Below are 25838 nucleotides of genomic sequence, written 5' to 3' on the forward strand. Positions count from 1 at the left end.
CTAGCCTGGACCGATGGGGAGAGGGCCGCGTTTCTGGTTTCCGCTGGCACTGCTGGGGTTCGCCGAGATCGGCCTGGCGGCGGTGCAGCTGGTGGCCCGCCGCAGCCGGGCCGAAAGCGAGTCCGCGAACCTCCTCATCGGACCGTACTCGGTCCCGCCCGGCGTGACCGAGCACAGCCAGGCGTATCAGTTGCCCCTGGATGATTTCCGCAGGGTGGAAAGTGGCCTGCCGGCCGGGCCCGCGTGGCTGGTCGCGCTCGGCGTGGTGCTCGCCGGCACGGCCGTCTGGTACGCGCTGGCCCTGCGGCCCGTCCGCACCGGGCGGTTCGTCCTCGGCACGGTCGCCGCGCTGCTCGCCGTCCCGCTGCTCGACCTGGTCGGGTCCTGGCAGTTCCGGCTCGACGAGGGGCTGCGCGGCCCGCTGCTGGCCACGCTCGGCCTGCTGGTGCTCGCCGCCTACGAGCGCAGCGTGTTCCTCCTGGTCACCACGGTCGCGTTCGCCCTGGTCGCCGTGGTGCTTTCGGCGGACATGGCGGGCGTGCTGATCTCGGCGGTGATCCTGCTCGCCGCCGCCTTCATCGCCCTGCTGCGGGGAAACCCGCGCTCGATACCCTGACGCGATGGGGAGTTCCGTCCGGTCCTGGTTCCCGTTGGCCGCGCTGGCGTTCGCGCTGCTCGTGATGGTGGCCGCCGAGCTGGTCCCCGCCGCCGGTCCGCAGGGCTACCCGCTGATCCAGGGACTGCACGGCCTCGGCACCGGCGGAGTCGGTGGCACCGGCCATCCGGAGTCGCAGTTGTCGGGGGTCGCGTACGCGACCGCGGTCTCGGCCGACGCGGTGCCTTCGGCGAGGCTCGGCTGGCTCGCGGGTCTCGCCTGCGTGGTGCTCGCCGTGGCGGGCTGGTACTGGCGGGAGCTGCGCCGGGCCGCCACCCCGCCCAGGCCCGGCCGGTTCGTGCTCGGCACGCTCGGGGCGCTGGCCGCCGTCCCGCTGCTCGACCTGGTCGGCCTCCTGCAGTTCCGGCTCGGCGGCGACGTGCGCGGCGCGCTGATCGCCGCACTGGGCCTCCTCCTGCTGGCCGGCTACGAGCGCAGCTGGTTCCTGCTGGCTGTAGCCGGGGTGTTCGCGCTGGTCGCGACCGTGTTCCTGCCCCCGGTGGCCGGCGCGCTCGCCGCGGCGGGCGTGCTGTTCGCGGCCGCCTTCGCCGTCCTCCTGCGCCCGCGGCCGGACGGGCCCGACGCGGCCTGACCAGTGCCGTGGACAATGGACCGGTGAGCACCGAGCCCAGCCACTCCGAACCCGACACCGCCGCGCCCGCCGATGCGGTGCCCGATCCGGCCGCCGACGCGCCCGAGAACCCGGAGGTCCCGGCGAAGCCGCTGCTGCCCAAGCGGCGGGTCGGCTGGGTCTTCGCGGTCGCCGTCGTGTTCTGGGCGATCGACCTGGTGACGAAGAACCTGGTCGTGGCCGACCTGGAGGGCAAGGAGCCGGTCAAGGTCCTCGGCGGGCTGATCTACCTGCAGGTGATCCGCAACCCCGGTGCCGCGTTCTCGATGGCCACCGGCATGACGTGGGTGCTCGCCCTGGTCGCGCTGGCCGTCGTCATCGCGATCATCTGGCTGGCGCGGCGGCTGCGGTCGATCGGCTGGGCGATCGGCCTCGGCCTCGTGCTCGCCGGCGCCACCGGCAACCTGACCGACCGCATCTTCCGCGCGCCTGGCGGGCTGCAGGGCCACGTCGTCGACTTCATCTCGGCGTTCGCCCCGAACGGCAAGGGCTTCGCGATCTTCAACATCGCCGATTCCGCGATCTGCGTCGGCGGTGCCCTGATCGTGCTGCTGTCGCTGCTGGGCAAGGACTACGACGGCACGTCGACCAAGGACAAGAAGAAGGCCGAAGCGCCGGAGCAGCCGGAGGAGCAGGCGTGAGCTCGCGGATGCTCCCGGTGCCCGACGGGCTCGACGGGATGCGGGTCGACGCCGGCCTCGCCAAGCTGCTCGGGCTGTCCCGCACGGTCGTCGCCGAGCTCGCCGAATCCGGCGACGTGCTGCTCGACGGCCGCCCCGCGGGCAAGTCCGACCGCCTCTCCGGCGGCGGCCTGCTGGAGATCACCCTGCCGGAGCCGGCGAACCCGGTCGAGGTCGTCGCCCAGCCGGTCGACGGCATGCGGATCCTGCACGACGACGACGACATCGTCGTGATCTCGAAGCCGGTCGGCGTCGCGGTCCACCCGAGCCCGGGCTGGACCGGCCCGACCGTCGTCGGCGGCCTCGCCGCGGCCGGCCTGCGCATCGCGACCTCGGGCGCGGCCGAGCGCCAGGGCGTGGTCCACCGGCTCGACGCGGGCACCACCGGCGTGATGGTGGTCGCCAAGAGCGAGCACGCGTACACGGTGCTGAAGCGCGCGTTCAAGGAGCGCACGGTCGACAAGGGCTACCACGCGATCGTCCAAGGCCACCCGGACCCGATGCGCGGCACGATCGACGCCCCCATCGACCGCCACCCGCGCCACGACTACAAGTTCGCGGTGGTCCAGGGCGGCCGCCCGAGCGTGACGCACTACGAAGTCGTCGAGGCGTTCCGGGCGGCGTCGCTCGCGCACATCAAGCTCGAAACCGGGCGGACGCACCAGATCCGCGTCCACTTCTCGGCGCTGCGGCACCCCTGCGTCGGCGACCTGACCTACGGCGCCGACCCGGTCCTGGCCCGTCACCTCGGCCTGAGCCGGCAGTGGCTGCACGCGAAGACGCTGGGATTCGCCCACCCCGCGGACGGCCGCTGGGTCGAGTTCGAGTCGGAGTACCCGGACGACCTGGCGAAGGCGCTGGAAACCCTGCGCGACGAAAGCTACTAGTCCTCGATCGACCAGGTCAGCGTGCGCTCGTCCGGCTCCGGCCGCGGGCTCCAGCGGACCGAGACCACGCGCGTGGCGTCCGGGAGGACGTACACCGTGTGGCCGCCCAGCGTTTCGCCCGGTTTGACGCCGATCTTGTGCGGGGGCCGGGACGTCAGCGACACCGGGGCCTTGCCGATCGCCTGGCCGTCGGCGGCGAGCAGCTCGAGGTAGTTGTCCGGCAGCGACGCGAACGGGATCGAGCCGCGGTTGGTGATCTCGGTGTGCACCACCACCGCACGTTCACCCGCTTCCAGGCGGTACCCGGCCGCGCTGAACAGGTAGTCGGCCGGGTCCTGGACCTCCAGCAGCTGCACCGACAGCTGCTCGCCCTCCAGGCCCTGGGTCTCCATGACCTCGCCGAGCCTGCCCTGCTTGCCGGCGGCGGGCCCGCTCGGCCGGGCGGGTTCGTCGCCGCGGGCCCACGACGCCGTCTGCGGCACGCCCCACGTGCTCACAGCCGGGTCGAGCGGCACCGGCGGCGGCGTGAACGGCCGGGCCGGACGCGGCGGCTGCTGCGGTGGCGGGCCGGGGTAGCGCCCGGACGGCGTCCCCTGGACGTGGTGCGGCCCGGACGGCGTGCCCTGGACGTTGTAGGGCCCCGAAGGCGCGCCTTGCACGGTGTACGGCCCCGACGGAGCGCCCTGGACGGTGTACGGCCCCGAAGGCGTCCCTTGGACGGGCGGAGGCATCGGCGGGGCGGGCTGCTGCGGCACGGGCTGCGACGGCGGGGGGAACTGCGGCCGGTTCGCCCATGACGGCGGGGCGCCGGCGATGGCCGCGCGCAGGCCGTTCGGGTCGCTCTCGACGCCGACGAGCAGGGGAAGCCCGCTGCCGGAGAGGGCGACCAGCCGGTAGGCCACCTCGCGGGGATCCATGCCGACCTTGGCCGCCAGCTCGTGCACCGCCGCCTTGCCGAGGTCGGCGAGCGCGGCGAGCAGGCGGGTATCCACGGGATCGGTCACGGCCACATCGGAAACGCTACCGCCTGGCCGGTCCGCGCTGCCCGAGGCCGTCCGCCCCCGGCGAACGGCACGGGCGTTTTCTGTCGGTGATCTCCGTTAGGGTCGGCCGTGAGCACATCAGCCGAAGCTGGGGGTCCTGCCATGACCGCGGTCACCGAACTCGCCGACGAGTTCGTCGAAGCGCTGTTCGCCGCCGATCCGCTGACGCCGGCGCTGCTGGGCGTGCGTCCGGCGGAGCCCGGCCTGGCGGACCTGTCCGCCGAGGCCGAGCGGGCGTTCCGGGGCCGGCTCGAGCAGTTCCTCGACCGGGCCCGCGCGCTGGAGACCGAGGGCCTCCCGGCCGAGGACCGCGTCACGCGCGAAGTGCTGATCACCACGGCCGAAAACCGCATCGCGGAGATCGACAGCCGGATGACCGAGTTCACCGTCACCGACCTCTCCGTCGGGATCGCGGCCGGCCTGCTCACGGCGTTGCCGATGACGACGGTGACGGCGGGCGAGACCGCGGAGGCCCAGCTCGGCCGGCTGGCCGCGATCCCGGAGTACCTGCGCCAGGCCGCGCGGCGGCACGCCGCCGGCATCGCCGACGGCCTGCTCCCAGTGACCCACCTGGTCGACGCTGCCGTCGCGCACCTCGACCGCTACCTCGCCGACGCCGGCGCCGACCCGCTGCGCCGCCAGCCCGCCCCGGACGAGGAGTTCGAGCGGCGGCGGGAGGAACTGCTCGCCGACGTCGTCCGCCCGGCCTTCGCCGGGTATCGGGAGTTCCTGGTCACCGAGGTGCGGCCGCACGGGCGCCCCGCGGCCCGGCCCGGCCTGTCGTGGCTGCCGGGCGGGGACGAGACCTACACGCGGTTGGCGCGGATGCACACGACCACCGGGCTCACCCCGGAAGAGCTGCACCGGATCGGTCTCGACGCCATCGAGGCGCTCGCCGCCGAGTACCGCGAGCTGGGGCTGAAGGTGTACGGCACCGACGACCTCGCCGAGATCTTCACGCGCCTGCGCACCGACCCGGCGCTGCGCTGGCGCAGTGCGGACGAGCTGCTGGAGACCGCCCGCACGGCCGTCGCCCGCGCCGCCGCCGAAGCCCCGAAGTGGTTCGGCCGGATCCCGGAGCAGCAGTGCACGGTCGAAGCCGTGCCGGCGGAGGTCGCGCCCGGCGCGCCTCCGGCGTACTACCTGCGCCCGGCCGCCGACGGCTCGCGGCCGGGGATCTACTTCGCGAACACCCACGAAGCCACCGAGCGGTTCCGGCACATGGCCGAAACGACCGCGTTCCACGAAGCCGTGCCGGGCCACCACTTCCAGATCAGCATCGCGCAGGGGCGCACCGAGCTGCCGCTGCTGCGCCGCGTCGGCATGTTCAACGCCTACATCGAGGGCTGGGGGCTCTACAGCGAGCGCCTCGCCGACGAAATGGGGCTCTACTCCGACGACATCGCCCGGCTCGGCATGCTGGCCGGCGATTCGCTGCGGGCGGGCCGGCTGGTGGTCGACACCGGGCTGCACGCGCTGGGGTGGAGCCGGCAGCAGGCGGTCGACTACCTGCTGGAGCACACACCGGCGGCGCGCGCCGAGGTCGAGTCCGAGGTCGACCGCTACATCGCCTGGCCGGGCCAGGCGCTCGGGTACCTGGTGGGGCGGCTGGAGATCCAGCGCGCCCGGGCCCGCGCCGGGCAGCGGCTCGGCTCGCGGTTCGACGTCCGCGCGTTCCACGACCTCGTCCTGGCCGGCGGCCCGCTGCCGCTCTCGGTGCTCGCCACCGTCGTCGACGAGTGGGTGGCCGGGCACGGCGACACCGTCGACGGCCTGGCGAGCGAGCTCGTCGAGCTGTCGTTCGAGCAGGAGCCGTTGCACCCGTCGGTCCTCGGCCTGCCCGGCGACCACGACCGGCTCGCCGACCAGACCAGGCAGGCGCAGGAGCGCTTCCGTGCCGCGTACACGGGCATCGCCGCCCGAGCGCGGGCGTTGACCACCGACGGCCTGACACCGGAAGAAGCCGTCACGCGCGAGGTCGTGATCGCCTCCGCCGAGGTCGAGGCCGACCGGCTCGGCGCGCGGACCGCCGATCTCGCGGTCAGCGACGGGCTCACCTCGCCCGCCCTCTCGCTCCTGATGTACCTGCCGTTCTACCGGCTGGACGACGAAAAGAAGGCGCGCGGCTACCTGGCCCGGCTCGGCGCGATCGAGCCCTTCCTCGCGGACCTGGCCGAGCGGCAGCGCGAGAGCCTGGCCGAAGGCCTGGTGCCGCCGGCGTACCTGGCCCGCGTCGGCGTCGAGTACCTCGACCGCTACCTCGGCGCGCCGGAGAGCGACCCGCTGAAGGTGGGCACGACGGCGGCCGTCGAGGGCTTCGACGCCGAGCGCGACCGGCTGCTCGCCGAGGTGGTCCACCCGGCGTACGCGTGGTACCGGGACTTCCTGCGCACGGAGGTCGAGCCCGCCGGGCGGCCCGACACCGCCCCGGGCATCTCCCACGTGCCGGGCGGGGCCGAGCGGTACGCCGCGCTGATCCGCGCGGAGACGACCACCGAGCACACGGCGCAGGAGCTGCACGAAACCGGGCTGGCGCTGATCGAAAAGCTCGCGGAGGAGTACCGCGAGCTGGGCGCGAAGGTGTTCGGCACCACCGAGCTCGCCGAAATCTTCGAGCGCCTGCGCACCGATCCGGCGTTGCGCTGGCGGGACGGCGAGGAGCTGCTGTCCGCGGCCCGGGACGCCATCGCGCGGGCCGAAGCCGTGGCGCCGCAGTGGTTTTCCCGCATCCCGGCGGAGAAGTGCGAGGTCGCGCCGGTACCGGAGGCCGACGCGGCGAGCGGCACGATCGCGTACTACCTCCAGCCGTCGCTCGACGGTTCCCGGCCGGGCACCTACTACGCCAACACCCACGAGGCCGGCAAGCGGCCGCGGTTCACCAGCGAGGCGATCGCGTTCCACGAAGCCGTGCCGGGCCACCACTTCCAGCTCAGCCTGGCCCAGGAGCTGCGGGACCTGCCGCTGCTGCGGCGGATCGGCATGTTCAACGCCTACGCCGAGGGCTGGGGCCTGTACGCCGAGCGGCTCGCCGACGAGATGGGCTTGTACTCCGACGACGTCTCGCGGCTCGGCATGCTCACGCAGGACTCGATGCGGGCGGGCCGGCTGGTCGTCGACACCGGGCTGCACGCGCTGGGCTGGAGCCGGCAGCAGGCGATCGACTTCCTGATCGACAACACGCCGATGGCGCCGCTGGAGATCGAAGCGGAGATCGACCGGTACATCGGCTGGCCCGGGCAGGCACTCGGCTACATGGTGGGACGGCTGGAGATCCAGCGGCTGCGCGCCGAAGCCGAGCAAAAACTGGGTGAGCGCTTCGACATCCGCGGGTTCCACGAAGTCGTGCTCGGCCACGGCATGCTGCCGCTGTCCGCGCTCGCCAAGGTGGTCGCGGACTGGGTGGCCGGCCGGCTCGACACACCCGGCGGGCTGGCCGACGAGCTGGTCGCGCTGGACTTCGAACGGCAGCCGCTGTACCCGTCGGTGTTCGGCCTGCCCGGCGACCACGGCAAGCTGCCCGATCCGGGTGCCGAAGCCCAGGCCCGGCTCCGAGCCGGGTACGCGGCGATCGCCGAGCGGGCCGAAGCCCTCGACGCCACCGGGTTGCCCGCCGACGAGCGCGTCACCTTGGAAGTCGTGCGCTCCCAGGCGAAAGCGGCCATCGACGAGATGGATTCCGGCCGCGCCGACATCTCGGTCAGCGACGGGCTCGGCGCGCCCGCGCTGCAGCTGCTGCTCTACCTGCCGCAGACGGTCCTGGACGACGAGCCGAAGGTCCGCGGCTACCTGAGCCGGCTCGCGGGCCTGGGCGGCTACCTCGACGCGCTGATCGACCGGCAGCGCGCGGCGGTGGGCGAAGGGCTGGTGCCGCCGGACTTCCTGGTGCGCATCGGCGTCGAGTACGTCGACCGCTACCTCGGCGCGCCGGAGAGCGACCCGCTGCGGGTGACGCCACCGTATGCGCTCGACGGCTTCGAGGCCGAGCGCGATCGCCTGCTCGCCGAGGTGGTCCGGCCCGCGTACGCGCGTTACCGCGCCTTCCTGGCCGACGAGGTCGCGCCGGTGGCCCGGCCCGAGACGTCGCCGGGCATCGGTGCGCTGCCGGGCGGGCCGGAGCGGTACGCCGCGCTGATCCGCGTCGAAACGACCACCGAGCGCACGGCGCAGGACCTGCACGAAACCGGGCTGGCGCTGATCGAAAAGCTCGCCGGGGAGTACCGCGAGCTGGGCGGGAAGCTGTTCGGCACCACCGATCTCGGAGAGATCTTCGACCGGATCCGGACCGACCCGGCGCTGCGCTGGCGGGACGGCGAGGAGCTGCTGGCCGGCGCCCGGGCCGCCATCACCCGCGCCGAAGCCGTGGCCGCGCAATGGTTTTCGCGGGTGCCGGAGCAGAAGTGCGAGGTCGCGCCGGTACCGGCGGCCGAGGCCACCAGCGGCACGATCGCGTACTACCTGCGGCCGTCGCTCGACGGCACGCGCCCGGGCGTCTACTACGCGAACACGCACGAAGCAGCGAAGCGGCCGCGGTTCACCAGCGAGGCGATCGCGTTCCACGAAGCCGTGCCGGGGCACCACTTCCAGCAGTGCCTCGCCCAGGGCCTCACCGGCCTGCCGCTGCTGCGCCGGATCGTGCACGTCAACGCCTACGGCGAGGGCTGGGGGCTCTACGCCGAGCGGCTGGCGGACGAGATGGGCCTGTACTCCGACGACGTGTCGCGGCTGGGCATGCTGACCCAGGACTCGATGCGGGCGGGCCGGCTGGTCGTCGACACGGGCCTGCACGCGCTCGGGTGGAGCCGGCAGCAGGCCGTCGACTACCTCGCCGAGCACACGCCGATGGCCCGGTTGGAGATCGAGGCGGAGATCGACCGGTACGCCGCCGATCCCGGCCAGGCGCTGGGCTACATGGTGGGGCGGCTGGAGATCCAGCGGCTGCGCGCCGAAGCCGAGCAGGCGCTGGGCGAGCGCTTCGACATCCGCGAGTTCCACGACGTCGTGCTGGGCAGCGGCACCCTGCCGCTGCCGGTGCTGTCCGGCGTGGTCGCCGAGTGGGTGGCGCAGCGCCGTGACACGCCGGAGAAGCTCGCCGACGAGTGCCTGGAGCTGATGTTCGAGGCGGAGCCGCTGTACCCGTCGGTGTACGGCCTGCCGGGGACGCACGACAAGCTCGCCGACCAGACCGCCGAAGCCGCCGCCCGGTTCCGCGCCGGGCTCACCGGCGTCATCGCGCGCGCCGAGGCGATCGACCCGGCCGGGCTGACCTCGGCCGAGCGCGTCACCCGGGACGTCGTGATCTGGCAGGCCCGCACCCGGATCGACCTGCTCGACTCCGGCCGGGCCGACATCGCGGTGAGCGACGGGCTGGACGCACCGGCTCTCAAACTGCTCACGGAGCTGCCGCAGACGATCCTCGACGACGACGTCAAGGTGCGCGGCTACCTGAGCCGGCTCGCCGCCATCGGCACCTACCTGGACCAGGTGATCGAGCGGCAGCGGGCGGCGCTCGCCGAGGGCCTGACGCCGCCGGAGTTCCTGGCGCGCATCGGCGTCGGCTACGTCGAGCGGTACCTCGCCGCCCCGGAGAACGACCCGCTGAAGGTGCCGGTCCGCGGCCGGGAAGCCGAGCGCGACCGGTTGCTGGCCGAAGTCGTGTGGCCCGCTTACCGGCGGTACCGGGACTTCCTGGCCGACGAGGTGGTCCCGGTGGCCCGGCCGGAGACGTCGCCGGGGATCGGCGACCTGCCGGGCGGGCCGGAGCGCTACGCGGCGCTGATCCGGGCCGAGACGACGACCGAGCGCACGCCGCGGGAGCTGCACGACACCGGCCTGGCGATCATCGAACGGCTGACGGGGGAGTACCGCGAGCTGGGCGCCGAACTGTTCGGCACGACCGAGCTCGCGGAGATCTTCGAGCGGATCCGCACGGACCCGGCGCTGCGCTGGCGGGACGGCGACGAACTGCTGGAGTCCGCCCGCGCGACGATCAAGCGGGCGGAAGCCGCGGCGCCCCAGTGGTTTTCGCGGGTGCCGGAGCAGCGGTGCCAGGTCGCGCCGGTGCCCGACGCGGAGGCCGAAAGCGGCTCGATCGCCTACTACATCGAGCCGTCGCTCGACGGTTCGCGGCCGGGCACGTACTACGCCAACACACGTGACGCGGACCAGCGGCAGCGGACGCTGAGCGAGTCCGTCGCCTTCCACGAAGCCGTGCCGGGCCACCACTTCCAGCTGGCACTCGCCCAGCAGCTCACCGGCGTGCCGATGCTGCGCCGCATCGGCATGTTCAACGCGTACGCGGAGGGCTGGGGGCTGTACGCCGAGCGGCTCGCGGACGAGATGGGGCTGTACTCGGACAGCACCGCGCGGCTCGGCCTGCTGACGCAGGATTCGATGCGCGCGGCGCGGCTGGTGGTGGACACGGGCCTGCACGCGCTGGGCTGGAGCCGGCAGCGGGCGGTCGACTACCTGGTCGAAAACACGCCGATGGCCCGGATCGAGATCGAGGCGGAGGTCGACCGGTACGCGGGCCTCCCGGGGCAGGCGCTCGGCTACATGGTGGGGCGCCTGGAGATCGAGCGCCTGCGCGCGGAGGCCGAGCAGGCGCTGGGCGAGGCCTTCGACATCCGCGAGTTCCACGACACGGTGCTGGGCAGCGGAACCCTGCCGCTGCCGGTCCTGGCGGACGTGGTGGCCGACTGGGTGACGGCGCGGGCCGTCCGGGACGAGGAGTGAACGTGACCTGGCTCGACCTTGCCGACGACACGCCGTTCGGCCTGGACAACCTGCCCTACGGCGTCTTCTCGGTCGGCGGCGCGCCCGAGCGGCGGATCGGCGTGCCGGTCGGCGATCAGGTGCTCGACCTGACCGCGGCGGCCGCCGGGACCGCCGCCGCGTTCGCTCCGCTGCTCACCTCCGGAGTGCTCAACCCGCTGCTCGCCGCCGGGGCCGCCACCTGGCGCGAAGTCCGCGAGAGCGTCACCGAGTGGCTGACCGAAGCCCGCTACGCCGATCAGCTCCGGCCGCACCTCATGCCCCTGGCCGAGGTGACCACGCACCTGGCGTTCGAGGTCGCCGACTACGTCGACTTCTACTCCAGCGAGCACCACGCCCTCAACGCCGGCAAGATCTTCCGCCCGGACGCGACCGAGCTCCCGCCCAACTGGAAGCACCTGCCGATCGGCTACCACGGCCGGGCCGGCACCGTCGTGGCGTCCGGCACGCCGGTCGTCCGGCCGCACGGGCAGCGCAAGCCCCGCAACGCCGACACCCCGTCGTTCGGGCCGTCGCAACGGCTGGACATCGAGGCGGAGGTCGGGTTCGTCGTCGGCACTCCGTCCGTCGCGGGCACGCGGGTGTCCACAGCGGACTTCGCGGACCACGTGTTCGGCGTCTGCCTCGTCAACGACTGGTCGGCGCGCGACATCCAGGCCTGGGAGTACCAGCCGCTGGGCCCGTTCCTGGGCAAGTCGTTCGCGACGTCGGTGTCGCCGTGGATCGTCCCGCTGGCCGCGCTGGAGCACGCGCGCGTCGACGGGCCGCCGCAGGACCCCGAGCCGTTCGAGTACCTCCGGACCGGCGAAAAGTGGGGCCTGGACCTGGCGCTGGAGGTCCGCCTCAACGGCCACCTGGTGTCGAGCCCGCCGTTCGCGACGCAGTACTGGACGGCTCCGCAGCAGCTGGCGCACATGACGGTCAACGGCGCGAGCCTGCGCACGGGCGACCTCTTCGCCTCGGGCACGGTGACCGGCCCGGAGCGTGACCAGCGCGGCTCGTTCCTGGAGCTGTCCTGGGGCGGCCAGGAGCCGCTGGAGCTGCCCGGCGGCGTGACGAGGACGTTCCTCGAGGACGGCGACGAAGTGGTGATCGGCGCGACCGCGCCCGGCCCGCGCGGCACGCGCATCGGCTTCGGTGAGGTGCGGGGTACGGTGGTTCCCGGCTAGCCTAAGCGGACGCTTAGCACGGGAGGATGTCATGAAGATCGGGACCGGGATCAGCTACTCCGGCGGCTTCGCCGAAAGCGTCGCCGACGTCGTCGAACTGGAGAAGGCCGGCCTCGACGTCGTCTTCGTGCCGGAGGCGTACTCGTTCGACGCGGTCAGCCAGCTCGGCTACCTGGCCGCGAAGACCGAGCGCGTCCAGCTGGCGTCCGGCATCTTCCAGATCTACACCCGCACGCCGACGCTGACCGCGATGACCGCGGCCGGCCTCGACTTCGTCTCCGACGGGCGGTTCATCCTCGGGCTCGGGGCGTCCGGCCCGCAGGTCATCGAGGGGTTCCACGGCGTGAAGTACGACGCGCCGCTGGGCCGCACGCGTGAGATCGTCGACGTCTGCCGCCAGGTGTGGCGCCGCGAGCGCGTGGTGCACGAGGGCAAGCACTACACGATCCCGCTGCCGCCCGAGCAGGGCACCGGGCTCGGCAAGCCGCTCAAGCTGATCAACCACCCGGTGCGGGAGCGGATCCCGGTGCTGCTGGCCTCGATCGGGCCGAAGAACGTCGCCCTGACGGCCGAGATCGCCGAGGGCTGGCAGCCGATCTTCTTCCACCCGGAGAAGGCCGCCGACGTCTGGGGCGCCGCCCTGGCCGAGGGCAAGGCCAAGCGCGACGCGGCCTTGGGCGAGCTGGACACGTTCGTCACGGTGGCCCTGGCCATCGGCGACGACGTGGAGGCCTTGCTGGACCACGTGCGCCCCGTCCTGGCCCTGTACATCGGCGGAATGGGCGCCCGGGGCAAGAACTTCTACAACGACCTGGCCTGCCGCTACGGCTACGAGGCCGAGGCGAAGCTGATCCAGGACCTGTACCTGGACGGCAAGAAGGCCGAAGCGGCGGCGGCGGTCCCGGCCGAGCTCCTGCGCGCGATTTCCCTGGTCGGCCCGGCGGGGTACGTGAAGGAGCGTTTGGCGGCCTTCGCCGAGGCGGGCGCGACGACCCTGGTGGTGAACCCCCTGCAGCCCGGCCGCGAGGGTCGCGTGGCGGCGGTATCGCAGCTGCGCGAGCTGATCGGCTGAGCCCGACGAGGGTGACGGCCACCTCGAGGGCAGGTCCTCGAGGTGGCTTTCCGCGCTCGGCGGCTGGGTTGGCTGGGGTGCGCCGCTGGGCCCCGGTGGGTCGGGTGAGGTGCCTGCGCTGCGGGGCGGGAAGGCGGCGGCCGCGAGGCGGGGGACCGGGTGGCCACCGCCCGCCCGATGCTGGCCCCTGCCGCGGCGGGTAGGTGCCCGCGCTGCGTTGCGGCAAGGCAGTGTGCCTGGGTTGGGTGAGGTGCGCCCGCTGCGGGAAGGCGGCGGCTGTAAGCCGGGGCCGGATGGGTGTGCTGTGCTGCGGAAAGTTCGCGGCCGCGAGACCAGGCCGGGCGAGTGCCCGCCGGGTCGGGGTGAGGTGCACCCGCTGCCGGAAGGCCGCCGCCGCTAAGCCGGGCTTGCGTAGACCGCGATCCGCGTGCCGCTGAAGCCGGCGCTGTCGTACGTGCCGTCGCTGGTGATCAGCCTCAGCTGCGGTCCGGTGCCCTCCGGTGCCGCCAGCGTGCTGTCCGGCTCGCTCGCCGGGAACACCGCCGTCCTGCGGACCGTGAACCGGGACTCCCGGCCCCTCGCGTCGCGGATCGTGATCGCCGCTCCCGGGGGGAGCTTGCCCAGCCGGGCGAATGCGCCGGCGGTGTAGCCGAAGCTCGCGTGCGCCGACAACACCGCCACTCCGGGTGCTCCCGGCGCCGGTCCGTCGGCGAACCAGCCCACGCCCGATGCCGTGCCCGGCTGCTCGCGGCGGCCGCCCACGTGGCCGAGGGCCACCACGTGGTTCAGGGTCAGGTCGAGGTCCGGGATCAGCAACGCCACCGGCGGGGCTCCGGCGGCCTCGGGCCGGCCCGAGGCCGGGGCGGCCGCTGGCGCCGGCGCCAGCACCGACGTCACGCCGAGGAGGACGCACCCGAGCCCGGCCACGACCGCGAGCACGACAGCGGCCGGCCGCACGAGCCGCTCGGGCCGTTGCATCTCTTTCCCCTGCTCCACGCCGGTTCCGATGTCCGATTAATCGCTGCGGCGCCGTCGGCGTTACCGAATCGTGTCCGGTTGCTCTGCGGTTCACTCGAACGGGTTATCTCACTGTGACCTTCGCGTCAGGAACACACCCCCGGAGGGCCCCATTCGCGGAAATCCCCGGCAGGGGGACGTGAGATCGGACATCATTGCTGGTTTCGAGCCGTCGAACTGGGGATATTCACCAGGCGGAAGTGAGGTGCGCCGAGCAGTGCGAAAAGGAGCAGAGCCCGCGGTGGGCGTGCTGGACGTCGGTTCGTTCAGCGCCCGGCTCGTGGTGGTGCCGGTGGACGGCTCACCCCGCGAACCGGTGGTCAACCACCAGACGCGGCTGCGTCTGGACCGCGAGCTCGACGTCCGTGGCCGCCTCTCCGACCGCGGCATCGACGCCGTCACGGCCGCCGTAGCGGCGGGCATGACCATGGCCTACCGCCACGGCGTCAGCGACGTCTACCCGCTCGCGACGTCCTCGATCCGCGACGCCGCCAACGCGGCGGACGTCGTCCGGCACGTCGCCGGCGAAACCGGTGTCGAACTGCGGTTCCTCTCCGGCCCCTGCGAGGCCGAACTGACCTACGTGGCCGCCCGCCGCTGGTACGCCGCCGAGCCCGGGCCGATGCTCGTGCTCGACATCGGCGGCGGGACGGTCGAGCTGGCCGCCGGCTCCGGGGAGAAAGCCACCTTCGCGCGCTCGCTGCCGCTGGGCGCCCGCTCGATGACGCGGGACTGGCTGCCGTCCGAGCGCGTGTCGAACAAGCAGGTCAAGGCGCTGCGCACGCACGCCCTCGACGTCGTGACCACCACGCTCGGTGCCGCCGACGTCGACGATCCCCGGGTCGTCGGCTGCTCGAAGGTGCTGCAGCAGCTCGCGCGGCTGGCCGGCGCCCGCCCGGGCAAGTGCAAGGAGCTGCGGCTCGACGACCTCCGCGCGTGGATCCCGCGGCTCGCCGCGCTGCCGCCGTCGCGGCGGGCGGAACTGCCCGGCATCTCCCGCAGCCGCGCCCACCAGGCCCTGGCCGGCGCGATCGTCGCGGAAGCGCTGCTGACGGTCGCCGGCGGCAAGGTGACGATCTGCCCCTGGTCGACCCGCGACGGCCTGCTGCTCACCCTGCAGGACAAGGCGCGTGCGGCGGCGGGCAAGCGCGCGGCCTGACCCGCTGGCCGTGACCGGGAAAACCGGGTATTCCGGAAAGATGAGCGAGCAGCAGCGCCTCCACGGCCGCGACGACGAAGACGAAGAGCTCCCGAAGCTCCCGACCCCCGGCAAGCTGACGCACGACGTGCCGACCGCGCCGGACCCGGACGTGAACCCGGGCGGGACCGAGGAAGTCCCGGCCCCACCCGGACGCGAAGCCGCTAGCGACCTTCCTCGGTGATGGGGTTGGCCGGCTCCGCGTACTGACGCACCGCTTCCGAGTCGCGCCGCATCGGGGCGCGGCCGGGTGGCTGCTTCGGCGGCGTGCCGGCGTCGATCTTCGGGATGGCGTACCGCCGCGGCTCCACGGTGACCGTGATGCGCTCCCCGTGGTGCAGAACCTCCAGGGGCGCGCCGGCGACGACGTGGTAGGTGGCCTGGTCGGGATCGATCTCGACCTGGAACCGGGTGCCGCGGAACATCAGGCGGAAGGTGATCCGCCCCAGCTGCGGGGGCAGCCGCGGCGCGAACGCGAGCGTCCCGCCGTGGTCGCGCAGGCCGCCGAACCCGGCCACGGCGCCCTGCCACGCGCCGGCCAGCGACGCCATGTGCAGGCCGTTGCGCACGTTGTTGTGCACGTCGTGCAGGTCGGTCAGCGCGGCTTCGGCGAGGTAGTCGTAGGCCAGCTCCAGATGTCCCACCTCGGCCGCCACCACCGCCTGCGTTCCCGCCGAGAGCGAGGAGTCGCGCACGGTCCTCGCCTCGTAGTAGGCGAAGTCGCGCGCCTTCTCTTCCGGGCTGAACGAGTCGCCGCACAGGTGCAGCGCCAGCACCAGGTCCGCCTGCTTGACGACCTGCTTGCGGTACAGGTCGAAGTACGGGAAGTGCAGCAGCAGCGGGTAGTGCGCCTGGTCGGTGCCCTCGTAGTCCCACTCGTCGTGGTCGAGGAACCCCTCCGACTGCGGGTGCACGCCGAGTTCTTCGTCGTAGGGCAGGTACATCGCCGCCGCGGCCGCGCGCCAGGAGTCGAGCTCGACGGTGTCGACGCCGAACCGCGCCGCCACGTCGGGGTGCCGCTCGCACGACTGCGCCGCCGCCTGCAGGTTCCGCCGCGCCATCAGGTTCGTGTAGACGTTGTTGTCCGCCACCGCCGAGTACTCGTCCGGCCCGGTGACGCCGTCGATGCGGAACGTGCCGTGCCGGTCGTGGTGGCCCAGCGACGCCCACAGCCGCGCGGTTTCCAGCAGCAGCTCGGTGCCGTAGTCGCGCTCGAACTGCTCGTCGCCGGTCGCGTTGAGGTAGCGCAGGACGGCGTCGGCGATGTCCGCGCTGACGTGGAAGGCCGCCGTGCCCGCCGGCCAGTACGCCGAGCACTCGGCGCCGTTGATGGACCGCCACGGGAACGCCGCGCCGCGCAACCCCAGCTGGTGCGCGCGTTCCCGCGCTTTGTCCATTGTGGAGTGACGCCAGCGGAGGGCGTCGCGGGCCGCGTCCGGGATGGTGTAGGTGAGCACCGGCAGGACGAAGGATTCGGTGTCCCAGAAGGCGTGCCCGTCGTAGCCCGGCCCGGTCAGGCCCTTGCCGGCGATCGCGCGGCTCTCGCCGCGGGCCCCGGCCTGGAGGATGTGGAACAGGGCGAAGCGGACGGCCTGCTGCAGTTCGGGATCGCCCTCGATCTCGATGTCCGACGTGGTCCAGTAGTCTTCGAGGAACTCGCGCTGCTCGGTGAGCAGGCCCTTCCAGCCCGTCTGGCGGGCGCCGGCCAGCGCCGCCTCGACCTGCGACCGCAGCGCGGGCACCGACCGCTGTGCGGACCAGCCGTAGGCGAGGAACTTGGTGATCCGCAGCCGGCCGCCTCGGGGCACGTCGACGGCGACGGTCAGCCGCGCCAGGTCCTCCTCGGCGTGGATGCGGGCGCGGATCCCGTCGTCCACCTCGATCTTGTGGTCCATCGCCGCGGCCATCCGCAACCCGGAGCGGCGGGTCCGGTGCACCAGCACGGCGTTGTAGTCCGACGCGCGGTGGAACTCGCCGACCAGCGGCGATTCCAGCGCGGCGGCCACCCGCGGGTCACTCGTGTCGGACTCGATCGGCTCGTTGGCCAGCAGGTCCGACTGGACGACCAGCTGCAGGTCCTCGTCGAGCGGCTCGACCTCGTACCGGATCGCGGCGATCGCGCGCTGGGTGAACGACACGAGCCGCTCGGTGCGCACGCGGACCCGGCGCCCGGTCGGCGACGACCACTCGGTGGTCCGGCTGAGCGTCCCCTTGCGGAAGTCGAGGACCCGGTCGTGCGCGGTGGCGGCGCCGTAGCGCATGTCGAGCGGTTCGTCCTCGACGAGCAGCCGGATGATCTTGCCGTCGGTCACGTTGACGACGGTCTGGCCCTCTTCGGGGTAGCCGTAGCCGGCCTCGGCGTAGGGGAGTTCGTGCTGCTCGTAGAACCCGTTGAGGTACGTCCCGGGCAGCCCGCGCGGCTCGGCCTCCTCGAGGGTGCCGCGCAGCCCGATGTGACCGTTGGACACCGCGAACGCCGATTCGGTGCGCTGCAGGGCGTCGACGTCCATGCCGCGCCACCGCAGTTCCCACGGCGAGCACTCGTAGCCGTGCGGTTCGGTCATCGGTCCTCCAGGAGGTCGGCGAGGTCGTCGACGACGATGTCGGCCCCGTGGGCCCGCAGTTCTTCGGCTTGGTCCGCGCGGTTCACGCCCACCACGTACCCGAAGCCGCCGGCCTTCCCGGCCTGGACGCCGGACTGGGCGTCTTCGAAGACGGCGGCGTGCGCGGGCTCGACGCCGAGCGCCGCGGCGCCGGCCAGGAACGAGTCCGGCGCGGGCTTGCCGCGCAGGTGCTGTTCGCGGATCACGATGCCGTCGATGCGTGCCTCGACGTACTTGCTGAGGTCGGCGCCGTCGAGGACCTTGGCGCCGTTCGCGGACGACGTCACGACGGCGATCCGCAGCCCGGCGGCCTTGGCCGCTTCGAGGTAGCGCACCGAACCCGGGTACGGGTTGACGCCGCGCTCGTCGATGATCTTGAGGACCAGCTCGTTCTTGCGGTTGCCCACGCCGTTGACGGTCGGGGCGTCCACCGGGTCGTCCGGTTCGCCCTCGGGCAGCACGATCCCCCGTGACCGCAGGAACTCCCGCACGCCGTCGGCGCGCGGGCGGCCGTCCACAAAGGCCGCGTAGTCGTGGTCGGTGAACTCCGCGAACCCGGCGCCGTCGCGGGCGCGGAGGAATTCGTCGAACGTCCGCTTCCAGGCCTCGCGGTGGAGGACCGCCGTGCCGGTCAATACTCCGTCGAGGTCGAACAGGCAGGCGGTGATGGTCTCGGGCAATCCCGTCATGCCCGCACGCTACCGGTCCTGGCTGTCGTCCGCGGGATGTGGGCGAACGCGGTGGATGAGCTCGTGCACGGTCGCGTCCGCGAGCCGGTAGCGCACCACCCGGCCGGTGCGCTGCGGGGTGACCAGGCCGTGGGCCCTGAGCAGCCGCAGGGCCTGCGACACCGCGGTGTCGGTCATGCCGGTGGCCACGGCGAGGTCGGTGACGCTGATCTCGCGGGCGTAGTGGATCGAGACCAGCAGCGCCAGCCGGGACGGGTCGGCGACCACGGAGAAGCGGCGGGCCCATTCGTCGATGACGGCGCGGTCGCCGAGCCCGTCGACCGCCGCCGCGACGCGTTCCGGGTCGATCAGCTTGCGGTCGGTGCTCACCCCCGGATGATTCCACCCGTGGTGCGGGCGGACCACCGGTGGTCTGGGTCACGCCGCGCTTGACGCTCGCCGTCCCGGGGGCGACGCTGGCGTTAAGACAGTTGTCATAATTTTCGGGTGTCACAGTCGAGGAGCCGGGATGACCGACGTCGCCGCACAGGTCCGTTCGAAGACCATCACGTGGCAGGACCCGCTGGAGACGGCTCGTCTCGGCGCCACCATGTCCGGGTTCGACTACCTGACCGCCGTCGCCGAGGGGCGCGTCCCCGGCCCGCCGATCGCCGCGCACTTCGGGCTGCGCTGGGAGCACATCGGCCACGGCGAGGTCGTCGCGGTCGCCGAACCGGACGAGTCGCTGTACAACCCGATCGGCATGGTCCACGGCGGCGTGGCGGCGACGATGCTGGATTCGGTGGTCGGTTGCGCGGTCCACACGACGCTGCCGGCCGGCGTCGGCTACGCGTCGGTCGAGCTGAAGGTGAGCTACCTGCGCGCGATCCACGCGGGCCGCGGCGAGATCCGGGCGACGGGCCGCGTGGTGAAGGAAGGGTCGCGCATCGCCTTCGCGGAGGGGGAGATCCGCGACGCCGAGGGGAAGCTGCTGGCGACGGCGTCGGGGACCTGTGCCATCACGCGCTAGACCGGCTGCTTGACGTCCCAGTGCTCGACGAGCAGGCCGTCCTCGAGGCGCAGGATGTCGACGATGGCCGTGCCTGCCACGTGCAGGTGCACCATGACGAGGTCGTTCTCCGCGACGACGTGCTCGATCACCGCGGTCGCGCCCGCCAGCGGGGAGTTCTTCACGGCGTCGGCGAACGCCTCGCGGCCGGAGGGCAGGCCGGGGCTGTGGGTGACGAACTCGGGGTGCAGCGCGGCCTTCGCCGCGTCGAAGTCCTTGTGCACGAAGAGGTTCTCGAGGCAGCCGACGACGATCATGCGGTTCTTCGCGGTTTCGCTCATGCGGCCGATCGTCGGACTTCCGGGCGGCGGTGTCGATTACGCCGGAGGTAATCAGCGTGGCGGCCGGACGCGGCGGGCGCGGATCGCGTCACCGTCACCGAGGCGGCCGATGATCGCCGCCAGCAGCGCCCGTGCGTCGTCGACGCGTTCGGTGCCGTACTCCGCGACCAGTTCCTCCTGGAGTTCCCGCCGCAGCACCCGGGTCGCTTCGACGGCGGCCAGCGCGTGGTCGGTCAGGTGCAGCAGTTTCGTGCGCGCGTCGGCCGGGTCGGGGTCGCGGCGGAGCAGCCCCCGGCGTTCGAGGTCCGCGACCGCCTTCGACGCGGCCTGCTGGGTGATGCCCATCCGCTCGGCCAGCGCGGTGATGGACAGCGGCGCGGCCAGGACGTGCTGGATCACGACGCCGTCGTTGAAGCGCAGGTCGCCGAAGCCCTGGCCGGCGAGCCGCCGCTGGACCTCGTCGGTCATCGCCCAGCCCGCGAAGAGGGCCGTCAACGACAGGTCGAGGGTGTTAGGATGCACAACCATGGTTGTGGAATCTAGCAGGGTACCGGCGGAACTGGCCGAAGCGTTCGTGCGCGTGGCGCACCGGATCGTCTGGTGCACCTTGGTGACCGTCGATCGGCGGGGGAGACCGCGCTCCCGGGTCGTCCACCCCGTCTGGGAGCACACCCCGGACGGTCTGACGGGATGGCTGTTCACCCGGCCGACGCCGTTGAAGCTGGCTCACCTGGCGGCGTCGCCGTACGTGTCGTGCTCGTACTGGGACCCGCAGCACGAGGTGGCGGTGGCGGAGTGCCGCGCGGAGTTCGCCGACGACGAGAAGACGCGCAAGGACCTCTGGGACCTGTTCGCGTCGACACCGGAGCCGCTCGGCTACGACCCGAAGATCCTCGGCGGCGAAGACCACCGCGACCCGAAGATCACGGTGCTGCGCTTGACACCCTGGCGGGTGTCGGCCGGCGGCGAAGCCTGGCGGGCGGCTTAGGCGGCACCCACCCGGCGGTCGAACACCAGCCCTTCGGCCGCTCGCAGGCCCACGCTGATCGCGCCGGTCAGCACCGCGTCCTCGCCCAGCTCGCCCTGGACCACCTTGGGCACCAGTGGCGTGAACGCGCGCAGGGCGCGGTCGATCGGCTCGAGCAGCAGGTCCGCCGCCGTGCCCATGCCGCCGCCCAGGACGATCAGCTCCGGGTCGATCACCGCCGCCACCGAGGCCACCGTGTACGCCAGGCGGTCGGCTTCCGCCGCCAGTGCCTGCCGGGCCAGCTCGTCGCCTTCGCGGGCCAGGCGGAAGACCTCCCGGGCCGATTTCGCCGTGCCCAGCCCGAGTTCGCGGGCGCCCTGGACGACGGACTGGGCCGCCGTCGCCTCTTCGAGGTGCCCGCGCGCGGGCGGGGTGCCGGGCTCGTCGGCCGCGCGCGTGCGGCCGTACGGGAGGTAGCCGATCTCGCCCGCCGCGCCGGTCGCGCCGCGGAACACCCGGCCGTCGACCATCAGGCCCATGCCGACGCCGGTGCCGATCGTGATGCAGCCGAACACCGACGCCCCGCGCGCGGCGCCGCTCTCCCACTCGCCGACCGCGGTGAGGTTCGCGTCGTTCTCCACCATCAGGTCCGGGCCCAGTGCCGCTTCGAGGTCGTCGATCAGCCCCGCGCGGCCCCAGCCCGGCAGGTTCGGCGCGTGCCGGAAACACCGCTTCTCCGGATCGGCGACACCGGGGGAGCCGACCACGCGGACAACGATGTCGCCCGCCGCAAGGCCGGCCTCCGCGACCGCCGCGGCCGCGATCTTCCCGACCGCCGTCACCAGCGCCGCGCCGGAACGGGCCGTGTTGCGCTCGTCGCGGCGCGCCACGAGCGTCCGGCCGAGGTCCGACACCGCGACCCGCAGGTGCTCGCGGCCGATGTCGACCCCCAGCACGTACCCCGCGGTGGGGTCGGCTTCGTACAGCACGGCCGAGCGGCCGGTGCCGGTGGACGTCTGCCCGGTCGGCCGGGCCAGCCCGGCCGCCTCCAGCGCCAGCAGCGCCTGGCTGACCGTCGGCTTCGACAGCCCGGTGTCCTTCGCCACCTGCGGCCGGGTCGCCGGCCCGCCGCGGCGCAGCAGGTCCAGCACCGCCCGCTGGTTGATCTTGCGCATCCCGGCGGGGGTACCGACCGTGGGGATTTCTACGCCGGCCACCCGTGCCCGCCTCCTGTCGTCTTCGTGCTGCCTGCCACGCTAGCCGCCCCGCCCCGGCGGCCGCCGGAATACGCCCGCTGCGGGGCCGGTTGACCGCGGTATGAGCACTCCGGTACGCGGCCGCGTCCGCGTGGCACAAGGCGCGAAGCGGGTACGGGTGTTCCTCGGCGGGCAGGTCGTCGCGGACACGGTGCACCCCCTCCTGGTGTGGGAAGTTCCGTACTACCCCACGTACTACATCCCGCGCGCGGACGTCGTGAGCGGTGTTCTCACCCCCTCCGGCCGGACGGCGCACTCGCCGAGCCGCGGAGAAGCTGTTCTGTCGACGATAAAGGGTGCCGGAGCCGAGGCGGTGGACGGCGCGCTGGAGTACCCGGATTCCCCGATCGAAGAGCTCCGCGGCCACGTCCGCTTCGAGTTCGGCGCGTTCGACTGGTTCGAAGAGGACGAGCAGATCTTCACGCACCCGCGCGACCCTGGGGTCCGGGTGGACATCCTCCCCAGCTCGCGGCACGTCCGGGTCGAGGTCGACGGCGTCACCGTCGCCGACTCGGTGCGGCCGCACCTGCTGTTCGAGACCGGCCTGCCGACGCGCTACTACCTGCCCCGCGTGGACGTCCGGATGGACCTCCTGGAGAAGATCGACGTCGTGACGCACTGCCCGTACAAGGGCGCCGCCGAGCACTTCGACGTCGCCGGGCACGAGGACCTCGCCTGGAGCTACCCGACGCCGCTGCCCGAGAGCACCCGCGCCGCCGGGCTGGTCGCGTTCCTCGACGAGAAGGTGGACGTCTACGTCGACGGCGTCCGGCAGGACCGCCCGAAGACGAAGTTCGCCTGACCCCTCACGCGTCCGGCAGCCAGTTCCCGTGGAAGCCCGCGGGCACCCGCTGCGGGAGGTGAACGGTCGCCACGGGCGCCGCGGCGAGGTTCCCGGCGTCGAGCACGACGAGGTCGCTGCGGTCCTCCGCCGCGTCGTGGACGTAGGTGAGCAGCCAGCCTTCGCCCTGCTCGGCGGGGACGAACACCGCTTCGCCGGGAACGCGGCCGGGGGCGAAGACGTGCTCGGTGGCCGTGTCCGTGTGCAGGTCGTGACGGCGCAGGACGTCGTGGCCGGTGACGTGCCCGAAGCGCGCGTCGGACCCGGTGAGCCGGTCGTCGATGCGGGGGAACTCGCCCGGCCGGTCGTCGAGCCGGTCCTCGGTCACCGTGCCGGCCGCGAGGTCGATCGTCCAGCGCCAGAGCATCGCCGGCGGGTCCTCGTGGCCGGCCCACCACTGGTGGTCGTAGCGCATGACGTGCACGACGATCCGGCCATCGGGCGTGTCGAACGCGTTGAGGGTGTGGAAGACGTAGCCGGGCTCGATCTCCAGCCAGCGGACGCCGGCTTCGGGCCGGTCGCGGCGCAGCACACCGAGCCGGGCGCCGTAGCCGGGGTCCCAGCGGTAGGGCATGCCCCGGCCGACCGACGCCCGGTCGAACACCACCGGCAGGTCGTAGAACACGACGTGCTCCCCGGTGAGCGCGAAGTCGTGCATCATCGTCAGCCCGGGCACGTCGATCGGCTGCTTGACGACGAGCTTCCCGGCGGCGTCGGCGCGGTAGTAGCCCACGTGCGGGGCGGTGATGCTGCCGTACCCGAAGAAGTGCAGCTCTCCGGTCACCGGGCAGATCTTCGGGTGCGCGGTCATCGCGTCGGCCAGTTCGCCGCCGAAGTCGTACACGCCCACGGTTTCGAGGTCCGTCGTGATCTCGTACGGCAGCGACGACTCGACGAGCGCGAGCGTGCGGCCGGCGTGGTTCACCACGTGCGTGTTCGCGACGCTGCTGTGCAGGTTCCGCGTGCCGTCTTCGTTGTACAGCTTCAGGTCCGGGTCGGCGAAGCTCTCGGTCCGCACCCAGCGGTTGCGGTACCAGGCGGCGCGGCCGCGTTCCAGGCGGACGCCGTGGACCATGCCGTCACCGGTGAACCAGTGCTTGCTGTCCTCGCGCGGGTTCGGGCCGTTGCGCAGGTACCAGCCGGTCAGCTCGGGCGGCAGGGCGCCGGTCACCGGGAGGTCGAACGCGGTCAGCTCGTCGTGGACGGGCGCGTAGGCGCCGGTGAGGTGGAAAGCGGAGGTGGTCACGCGGCTTCCCGGGCGCGGGCGCGCACGATGCGCGGGTAGCGGATGGTGAAGGCGACGGGGACGGCGAAGCAGAGGACCTTGAGCGCGATCAGCGCGAAGGTGGCGTGCGGCGCGAAGTTCAGCAGGGCGATGCCCGCGATCCCGCCGACGGTGAAGCTCGCCGCCCACACCAGCGTGATGATCACGTTGACCCGCTTGAACAGCGGGTTGTCCCAGAGCGCCTCCGGGGTCGACGTGCGGGCGATGCCGAGGGTGAACGGCTTCCCGATGGCGAGCGAGCCCCAGGCGGTGAGGGCCAGCCAGGCGTCGGTGAGCGCGCCGGTGTAGGTCTTCAGCGGGGACGCCGGGAAGCTGAACGCGACGGCGGTGAGCAGGGTGAAGAAGGCGAACCCGCTCCATTCGATGATCAGCGTGTCCGCCTTGCGGCCGTCGCGGCGGGCGAGCAGGAGCAGCGCGGCGGAGATCACCAGGCCGGTCAGTCCCGACCAGCGCCAGTCGAACTGGGTGGCGACCACGGCGAACGCGATCCACGGCAGCAGGCTCTTCAGGTAGTTCACGACGGGTCCTTCCCCGACATTCCAATTCTGACAGGTCGAAGTTAGAACGTGTCGGTTGGACATGTCAATAGTGGAATGTCATCATGGCGGTATGAGCCTTCGACACGCGGTGCTGGGGATGCTGGCCGACGAGCCCGGAAGCGGCTACGACCTGCTGAAACGGTTCGAGCGGGCGATGGCCAACGTCTGGCCCGCGACGCAGAGCCAGCTCTACGGGGAACTCGGCAAGCTGGAGGCCGCGAGCATGATCCACGTCCTCGCCGAGGGGCCGCGCGGGCGCAAGGAGTACGAGATCACCGAAGCCGGGCTCGAGGAGCTGCGGCACTGGCTGGTCGAGGTCGAACCCACCGGCCCGCCCCGCAGTGCCGCCCTGCTGCGGGTGTACTTCCTCGGCTCGGTCGCCCCGGACCGGGCGCGGGGCTACCTCGCGGCGATGGGGGAGTCGGGGCAGGAGCGCGAACGGCGGCTCGAGGAGCTGGAAACCACGATCGACTGGGGCGAGGACAACCAGTCGCTGTACGGCCGGCTCGTCCTGGAGTGGGGCAAGCGCTTCTCGGTCATGCAGCGCGAGTGGGCGGAGTGGGCGGTGAAGCAGGTCGAGTGACTGCGGGGTGCTCAGGCTGGCCCCCGTCACTGCTATGTTCCGGATCATGACCCACCGTGAGGACGACGACCGTGTCACGGCTTTGGCCCTGTCCGCCGGCCGCGGCGACCGGCGTGCGCTCGAGGCGTGGGTCCGCGCCACCCAGGCCGACGTCTGGCGCTTCCTCGCCCACCTCACCGACACCGCCGCGGCCGACGACCTGACGCAGGAGACCTACCTTCGCGCCTTCGGCAGCCTTCGCCGCTTCGTGGGGCGCTCGTCTTCGCGGACGTGGCTGCTGTCGATCGCCCGCCGCGTCGTCGTCGACCAGATCCGGGCCGCCGGCGCGCGGCCCAAGATCGCCGACACCGACTGGGAAGCCGCCGCCGAGCGCACCCGTGATCCCGCGGCCGGCTTCGAGGACCTGGTCGCACTGCGGCTGCTGCTCGACGGCCTGGAGCCGGACCGGCGCGAGGTGCTCGTGCTGACCCAGGTGCTCGGGCTGTCCTACGCCGAAGCGGCCGACGTCTGCGGCTGCCCGGTCGGCACCGTCCGCTCCCGCGTCGCCCGCGCCCGTGAGGACCTGATCCGGGCCCGGCGCGCCCGCGGGGCCGGCTGAATCAGCCCGCTGGGCCGTCCGGCGC

24 protein-coding genes are annotated in these 25838 nt (G+C 72.8%); 14 read left to right on the forward strand and 10 right to left on the reverse strand.

The window, feature by feature from the left end; translation table 11 throughout:
• Positions 1-13 precede the first annotated feature (13 nt).
• The 4 genes from QRY02_RS04510 (at position 14) to QRY02_RS04525 (ending at position 2853) form a co-directional block, all read left to right on the forward strand.
• On the forward strand, positions 14-616 hold the full coding sequence (locus tag QRY02_RS04510; RefSeq protein ID WP_285990221.1) for a hypothetical protein: 603 nt from the start codon (positions 14-16) through the stop codon (positions 614-616).
• A 4-nt stretch (positions 617-620) separates the two neighbouring features.
• A complete protein-coding gene (locus QRY02_RS04515) occupies positions 621-1247 on the forward strand; it encodes a hypothetical protein (protein ID WP_285990222.1) in 627 nt (208 codons plus the stop codon).
• A gap of 77 nt (positions 1248-1324) precedes the next feature.
• Entirely contained in the window at positions 1325-1927 is a 603-nt protein-coding gene (gene lspA, locus QRY02_RS04520) for a signal peptidase II (protein ID WP_285993763.1), read from the forward strand.
• Positions 1924-2853, forward strand: coding sequence for an RluA family pseudouridine synthase (locus tag QRY02_RS04525; RefSeq protein ID WP_285990223.1), 930 nt, complete (start codon positions 1924-1926; stop codon positions 2851-2853). The genes lspA and QRY02_RS04525 overlap by 4 nt, the downstream gene beginning before the upstream one ends.
• Here the strand turns inward: QRY02_RS04525 and QRY02_RS04530 are convergent.
• On the reverse strand, positions 2850-3863 hold the full coding sequence (locus QRY02_RS04530; RefSeq protein ID WP_285990224.1) for an Lrp/AsnC family transcriptional regulator: 1014 nt from the start codon (positions 3861-3863) through the stop codon (positions 2850-2852). The genes QRY02_RS04525 and QRY02_RS04530 overlap by 4 nt on opposite strands.
• Positions 3864-3998: 135 nt before the next feature.
• Between QRY02_RS04530 and QRY02_RS04535 the strand changes: the two genes are divergently transcribed.
• The 3 genes from QRY02_RS04535 to QRY02_RS04545 are packed head-to-tail and all read left to right on the forward strand — an operon-like array spanning position 3999 to position 12908.
• Positions 3999-10628, forward strand: a complete 6630-nt coding sequence (locus QRY02_RS04535) for a DUF885 domain-containing protein (protein WP_285990225.1) — start codon at positions 3999-4001, stop codon at positions 10626-10628.
• A complete protein-coding gene (fahA, locus tag QRY02_RS04540) occupies positions 10625-11836 on the forward strand; it encodes a fumarylacetoacetase (RefSeq protein ID WP_285990226.1) in 1212 nt (403 codons plus the stop codon). Before QRY02_RS04535 ends, fahA begins: the two co-directional genes overlap by 4 nt.
• Positions 11837-11867: 31 nt before the next feature.
• Positions 11868-12908: an LLM class F420-dependent oxidoreductase gene (locus tag QRY02_RS04545; protein WP_285990227.1), complete on the forward strand. Its 1041-nt coding sequence runs from the start codon at positions 11868-11870 to the stop codon at positions 12906-12908.
• 396 nt (positions 12909-13304) lie between these two features.
• Here QRY02_RS04545 and QRY02_RS04550 read toward each other — a convergent pair whose 3' ends face one another.
• Positions 13305-13904 carry a class F sortase gene (locus tag QRY02_RS04550; RefSeq protein ID WP_285990228.1) on the reverse strand — a complete coding sequence of 200 codons (600 nt, stop codon included), beginning with the start codon at positions 13902-13904 and terminating at the stop codon, positions 13305-13307.
• Between the two features lie 238 nt (positions 13905-14142).
• Between QRY02_RS04550 and QRY02_RS04555 the strand changes: the two genes are divergently transcribed.
• Positions 14143-15084, forward strand: coding sequence for a Ppx/GppA phosphatase family protein (locus QRY02_RS04555; protein WP_285990229.1), 942 nt, complete (start codon positions 14143-14145; stop codon positions 15082-15084).
• Between the two features lie 40 nt (positions 15085-15124).
• Positions 15125-15307, forward strand: a complete 183-nt coding sequence (locus QRY02_RS04560; RefSeq protein WP_285990230.1) for a hypothetical protein — start codon at positions 15125-15127, stop codon at positions 15305-15307.
• On the opposite strand, the gene QRY02_RS04565 is transcribed toward QRY02_RS04560, so the two are convergent.
• The 3 genes from QRY02_RS04565 to QRY02_RS04575 are packed head-to-tail and all read right to left on the reverse strand — an operon-like array spanning position 15288 to position 18784.
• The gene (locus QRY02_RS04565; protein ID WP_285990231.1) at positions 15288-17687 is read right to left on the reverse strand and encodes a glycoside hydrolase family 65 protein; all 2400 of its coding nucleotides are present in this window, start codon (positions 17685-17687) and stop codon (positions 15288-15290) included. The genes QRY02_RS04560 and QRY02_RS04565 overlap by 20 nt on opposite strands.
• Positions 17684-18415 carry an HAD family hydrolase gene (locus tag QRY02_RS04570; RefSeq protein ID WP_285990232.1) on the reverse strand — a complete coding sequence of 244 codons (732 nt, stop codon included), beginning with the start codon at positions 18413-18415 and terminating at the stop codon, positions 17684-17686. The genes QRY02_RS04565 and QRY02_RS04570 overlap by 4 nt, the downstream gene beginning before the upstream one ends.
• Positions 18416-18424: 9 nt before the next feature.
• Positions 18425-18784: an ArsR/SmtB family transcription factor gene (locus QRY02_RS04575; RefSeq protein WP_285990233.1), complete on the reverse strand. Its 360-nt coding sequence runs from the start codon at positions 18782-18784 to the stop codon at positions 18425-18427.
• Between the two features lie 139 nt (positions 18785-18923).
• On the opposite strand from QRY02_RS04575, the gene QRY02_RS04580 reads away from it, so the two are divergent.
• Positions 18924-19424, forward strand: coding sequence for a PaaI family thioesterase (locus tag QRY02_RS04580; protein ID WP_285990234.1), 501 nt, complete (start codon positions 18924-18926; stop codon positions 19422-19424).
• Here QRY02_RS04580 and QRY02_RS04585 read toward each other — a convergent pair.
• Together QRY02_RS04585 and QRY02_RS04590 are read right to left on the reverse strand one after the other, a co-directional pair.
• The gene (locus QRY02_RS04585) at positions 19421-19744 is read right to left on the reverse strand and encodes a nuclear transport factor 2 family protein (RefSeq protein WP_285990235.1); all 324 of its coding nucleotides are present in this window, start codon (positions 19742-19744) and stop codon (positions 19421-19423) included. The genes QRY02_RS04580 and QRY02_RS04585 overlap by 4 nt on opposite strands.
• A 51-nt stretch (positions 19745-19795) precedes the next feature.
• Positions 19796-20272: a MarR family winged helix-turn-helix transcriptional regulator gene (locus QRY02_RS04590; RefSeq protein ID WP_285990236.1), complete on the reverse strand. Its 477-nt coding sequence runs from the start codon at positions 20270-20272 to the stop codon at positions 19796-19798.
• Between QRY02_RS04590 and QRY02_RS04595 the strand changes: the two genes are divergently transcribed.
• A complete protein-coding gene (locus QRY02_RS04595) occupies positions 20271-20732 on the forward strand; it encodes a pyridoxamine 5'-phosphate oxidase family protein (protein ID WP_285990237.1) in 462 nt (153 codons plus the stop codon). The genes QRY02_RS04590 and QRY02_RS04595 overlap by 2 nt on opposite strands.
• Here the strand turns inward: QRY02_RS04595 and QRY02_RS04600 are convergent.
• Positions 20729-21928 carry an ROK family transcriptional regulator gene (locus QRY02_RS04600; protein ID WP_285990238.1) on the reverse strand — a complete coding sequence of 400 codons (1200 nt, stop codon included), beginning with the start codon at positions 21926-21928 and terminating at the stop codon, positions 20729-20731. The genes QRY02_RS04595 and QRY02_RS04600 overlap by 4 nt on opposite strands.
• Positions 21929-22028: 100 nt before the next feature.
• Here QRY02_RS04600 and QRY02_RS04605 point away from each other — a divergent pair, with 100 nt between their 5' ends.
• Entirely contained in the window at positions 22029-22769 is a 741-nt protein-coding gene (locus tag QRY02_RS04605; protein ID WP_285990239.1) for a DUF427 domain-containing protein, read from the forward strand.
• Positions 22770-22773: 4 nt separating this feature from the next.
• Here QRY02_RS04605 and QRY02_RS04610 read toward each other — a convergent pair whose 3' ends face one another.
• A complete protein-coding gene (locus QRY02_RS04610) occupies positions 22774-24054 on the reverse strand; it encodes a carotenoid oxygenase family protein (protein ID WP_285990240.1) in 1281 nt (426 codons plus the stop codon).
• The gene (locus QRY02_RS04615) at positions 24051-24611 is read right to left on the reverse strand and encodes a hypothetical protein (RefSeq protein WP_285990241.1); all 561 of its coding nucleotides are present in this window, start codon (positions 24609-24611) and stop codon (positions 24051-24053) included. Before QRY02_RS04615 ends, QRY02_RS04610 begins: the two co-directional genes overlap by 4 nt.
• 91 nt (positions 24612-24702) lie before the next feature.
• Between QRY02_RS04615 and QRY02_RS04620 the strand changes: the two genes are divergently transcribed.
• On the forward strand, positions 24703-25215 hold the full coding sequence (locus tag QRY02_RS04620; protein WP_285990242.1) for a PadR family transcriptional regulator: 513 nt from the start codon (positions 24703-24705) through the stop codon (positions 25213-25215).
• A gap of 46 nt (positions 25216-25261) precedes the next feature.
• On the forward strand, positions 25262-25813 hold the full coding sequence (locus QRY02_RS04625; RefSeq protein WP_285990243.1) for a sigma-70 family RNA polymerase sigma factor: 552 nt from the start codon (positions 25262-25264) through the stop codon (positions 25811-25813).
• Positions 25814-25838: the final 25 nt, after the last annotated feature.

It is taken from the genome of Amycolatopsis sp. DG1A-15b (assembly GCF_030285645.1).
In the GTDB taxonomy this organism is placed as follows: domain Bacteria; phylum Actinomycetota; class Actinomycetes; order Mycobacteriales; family Pseudonocardiaceae; genus Amycolatopsis.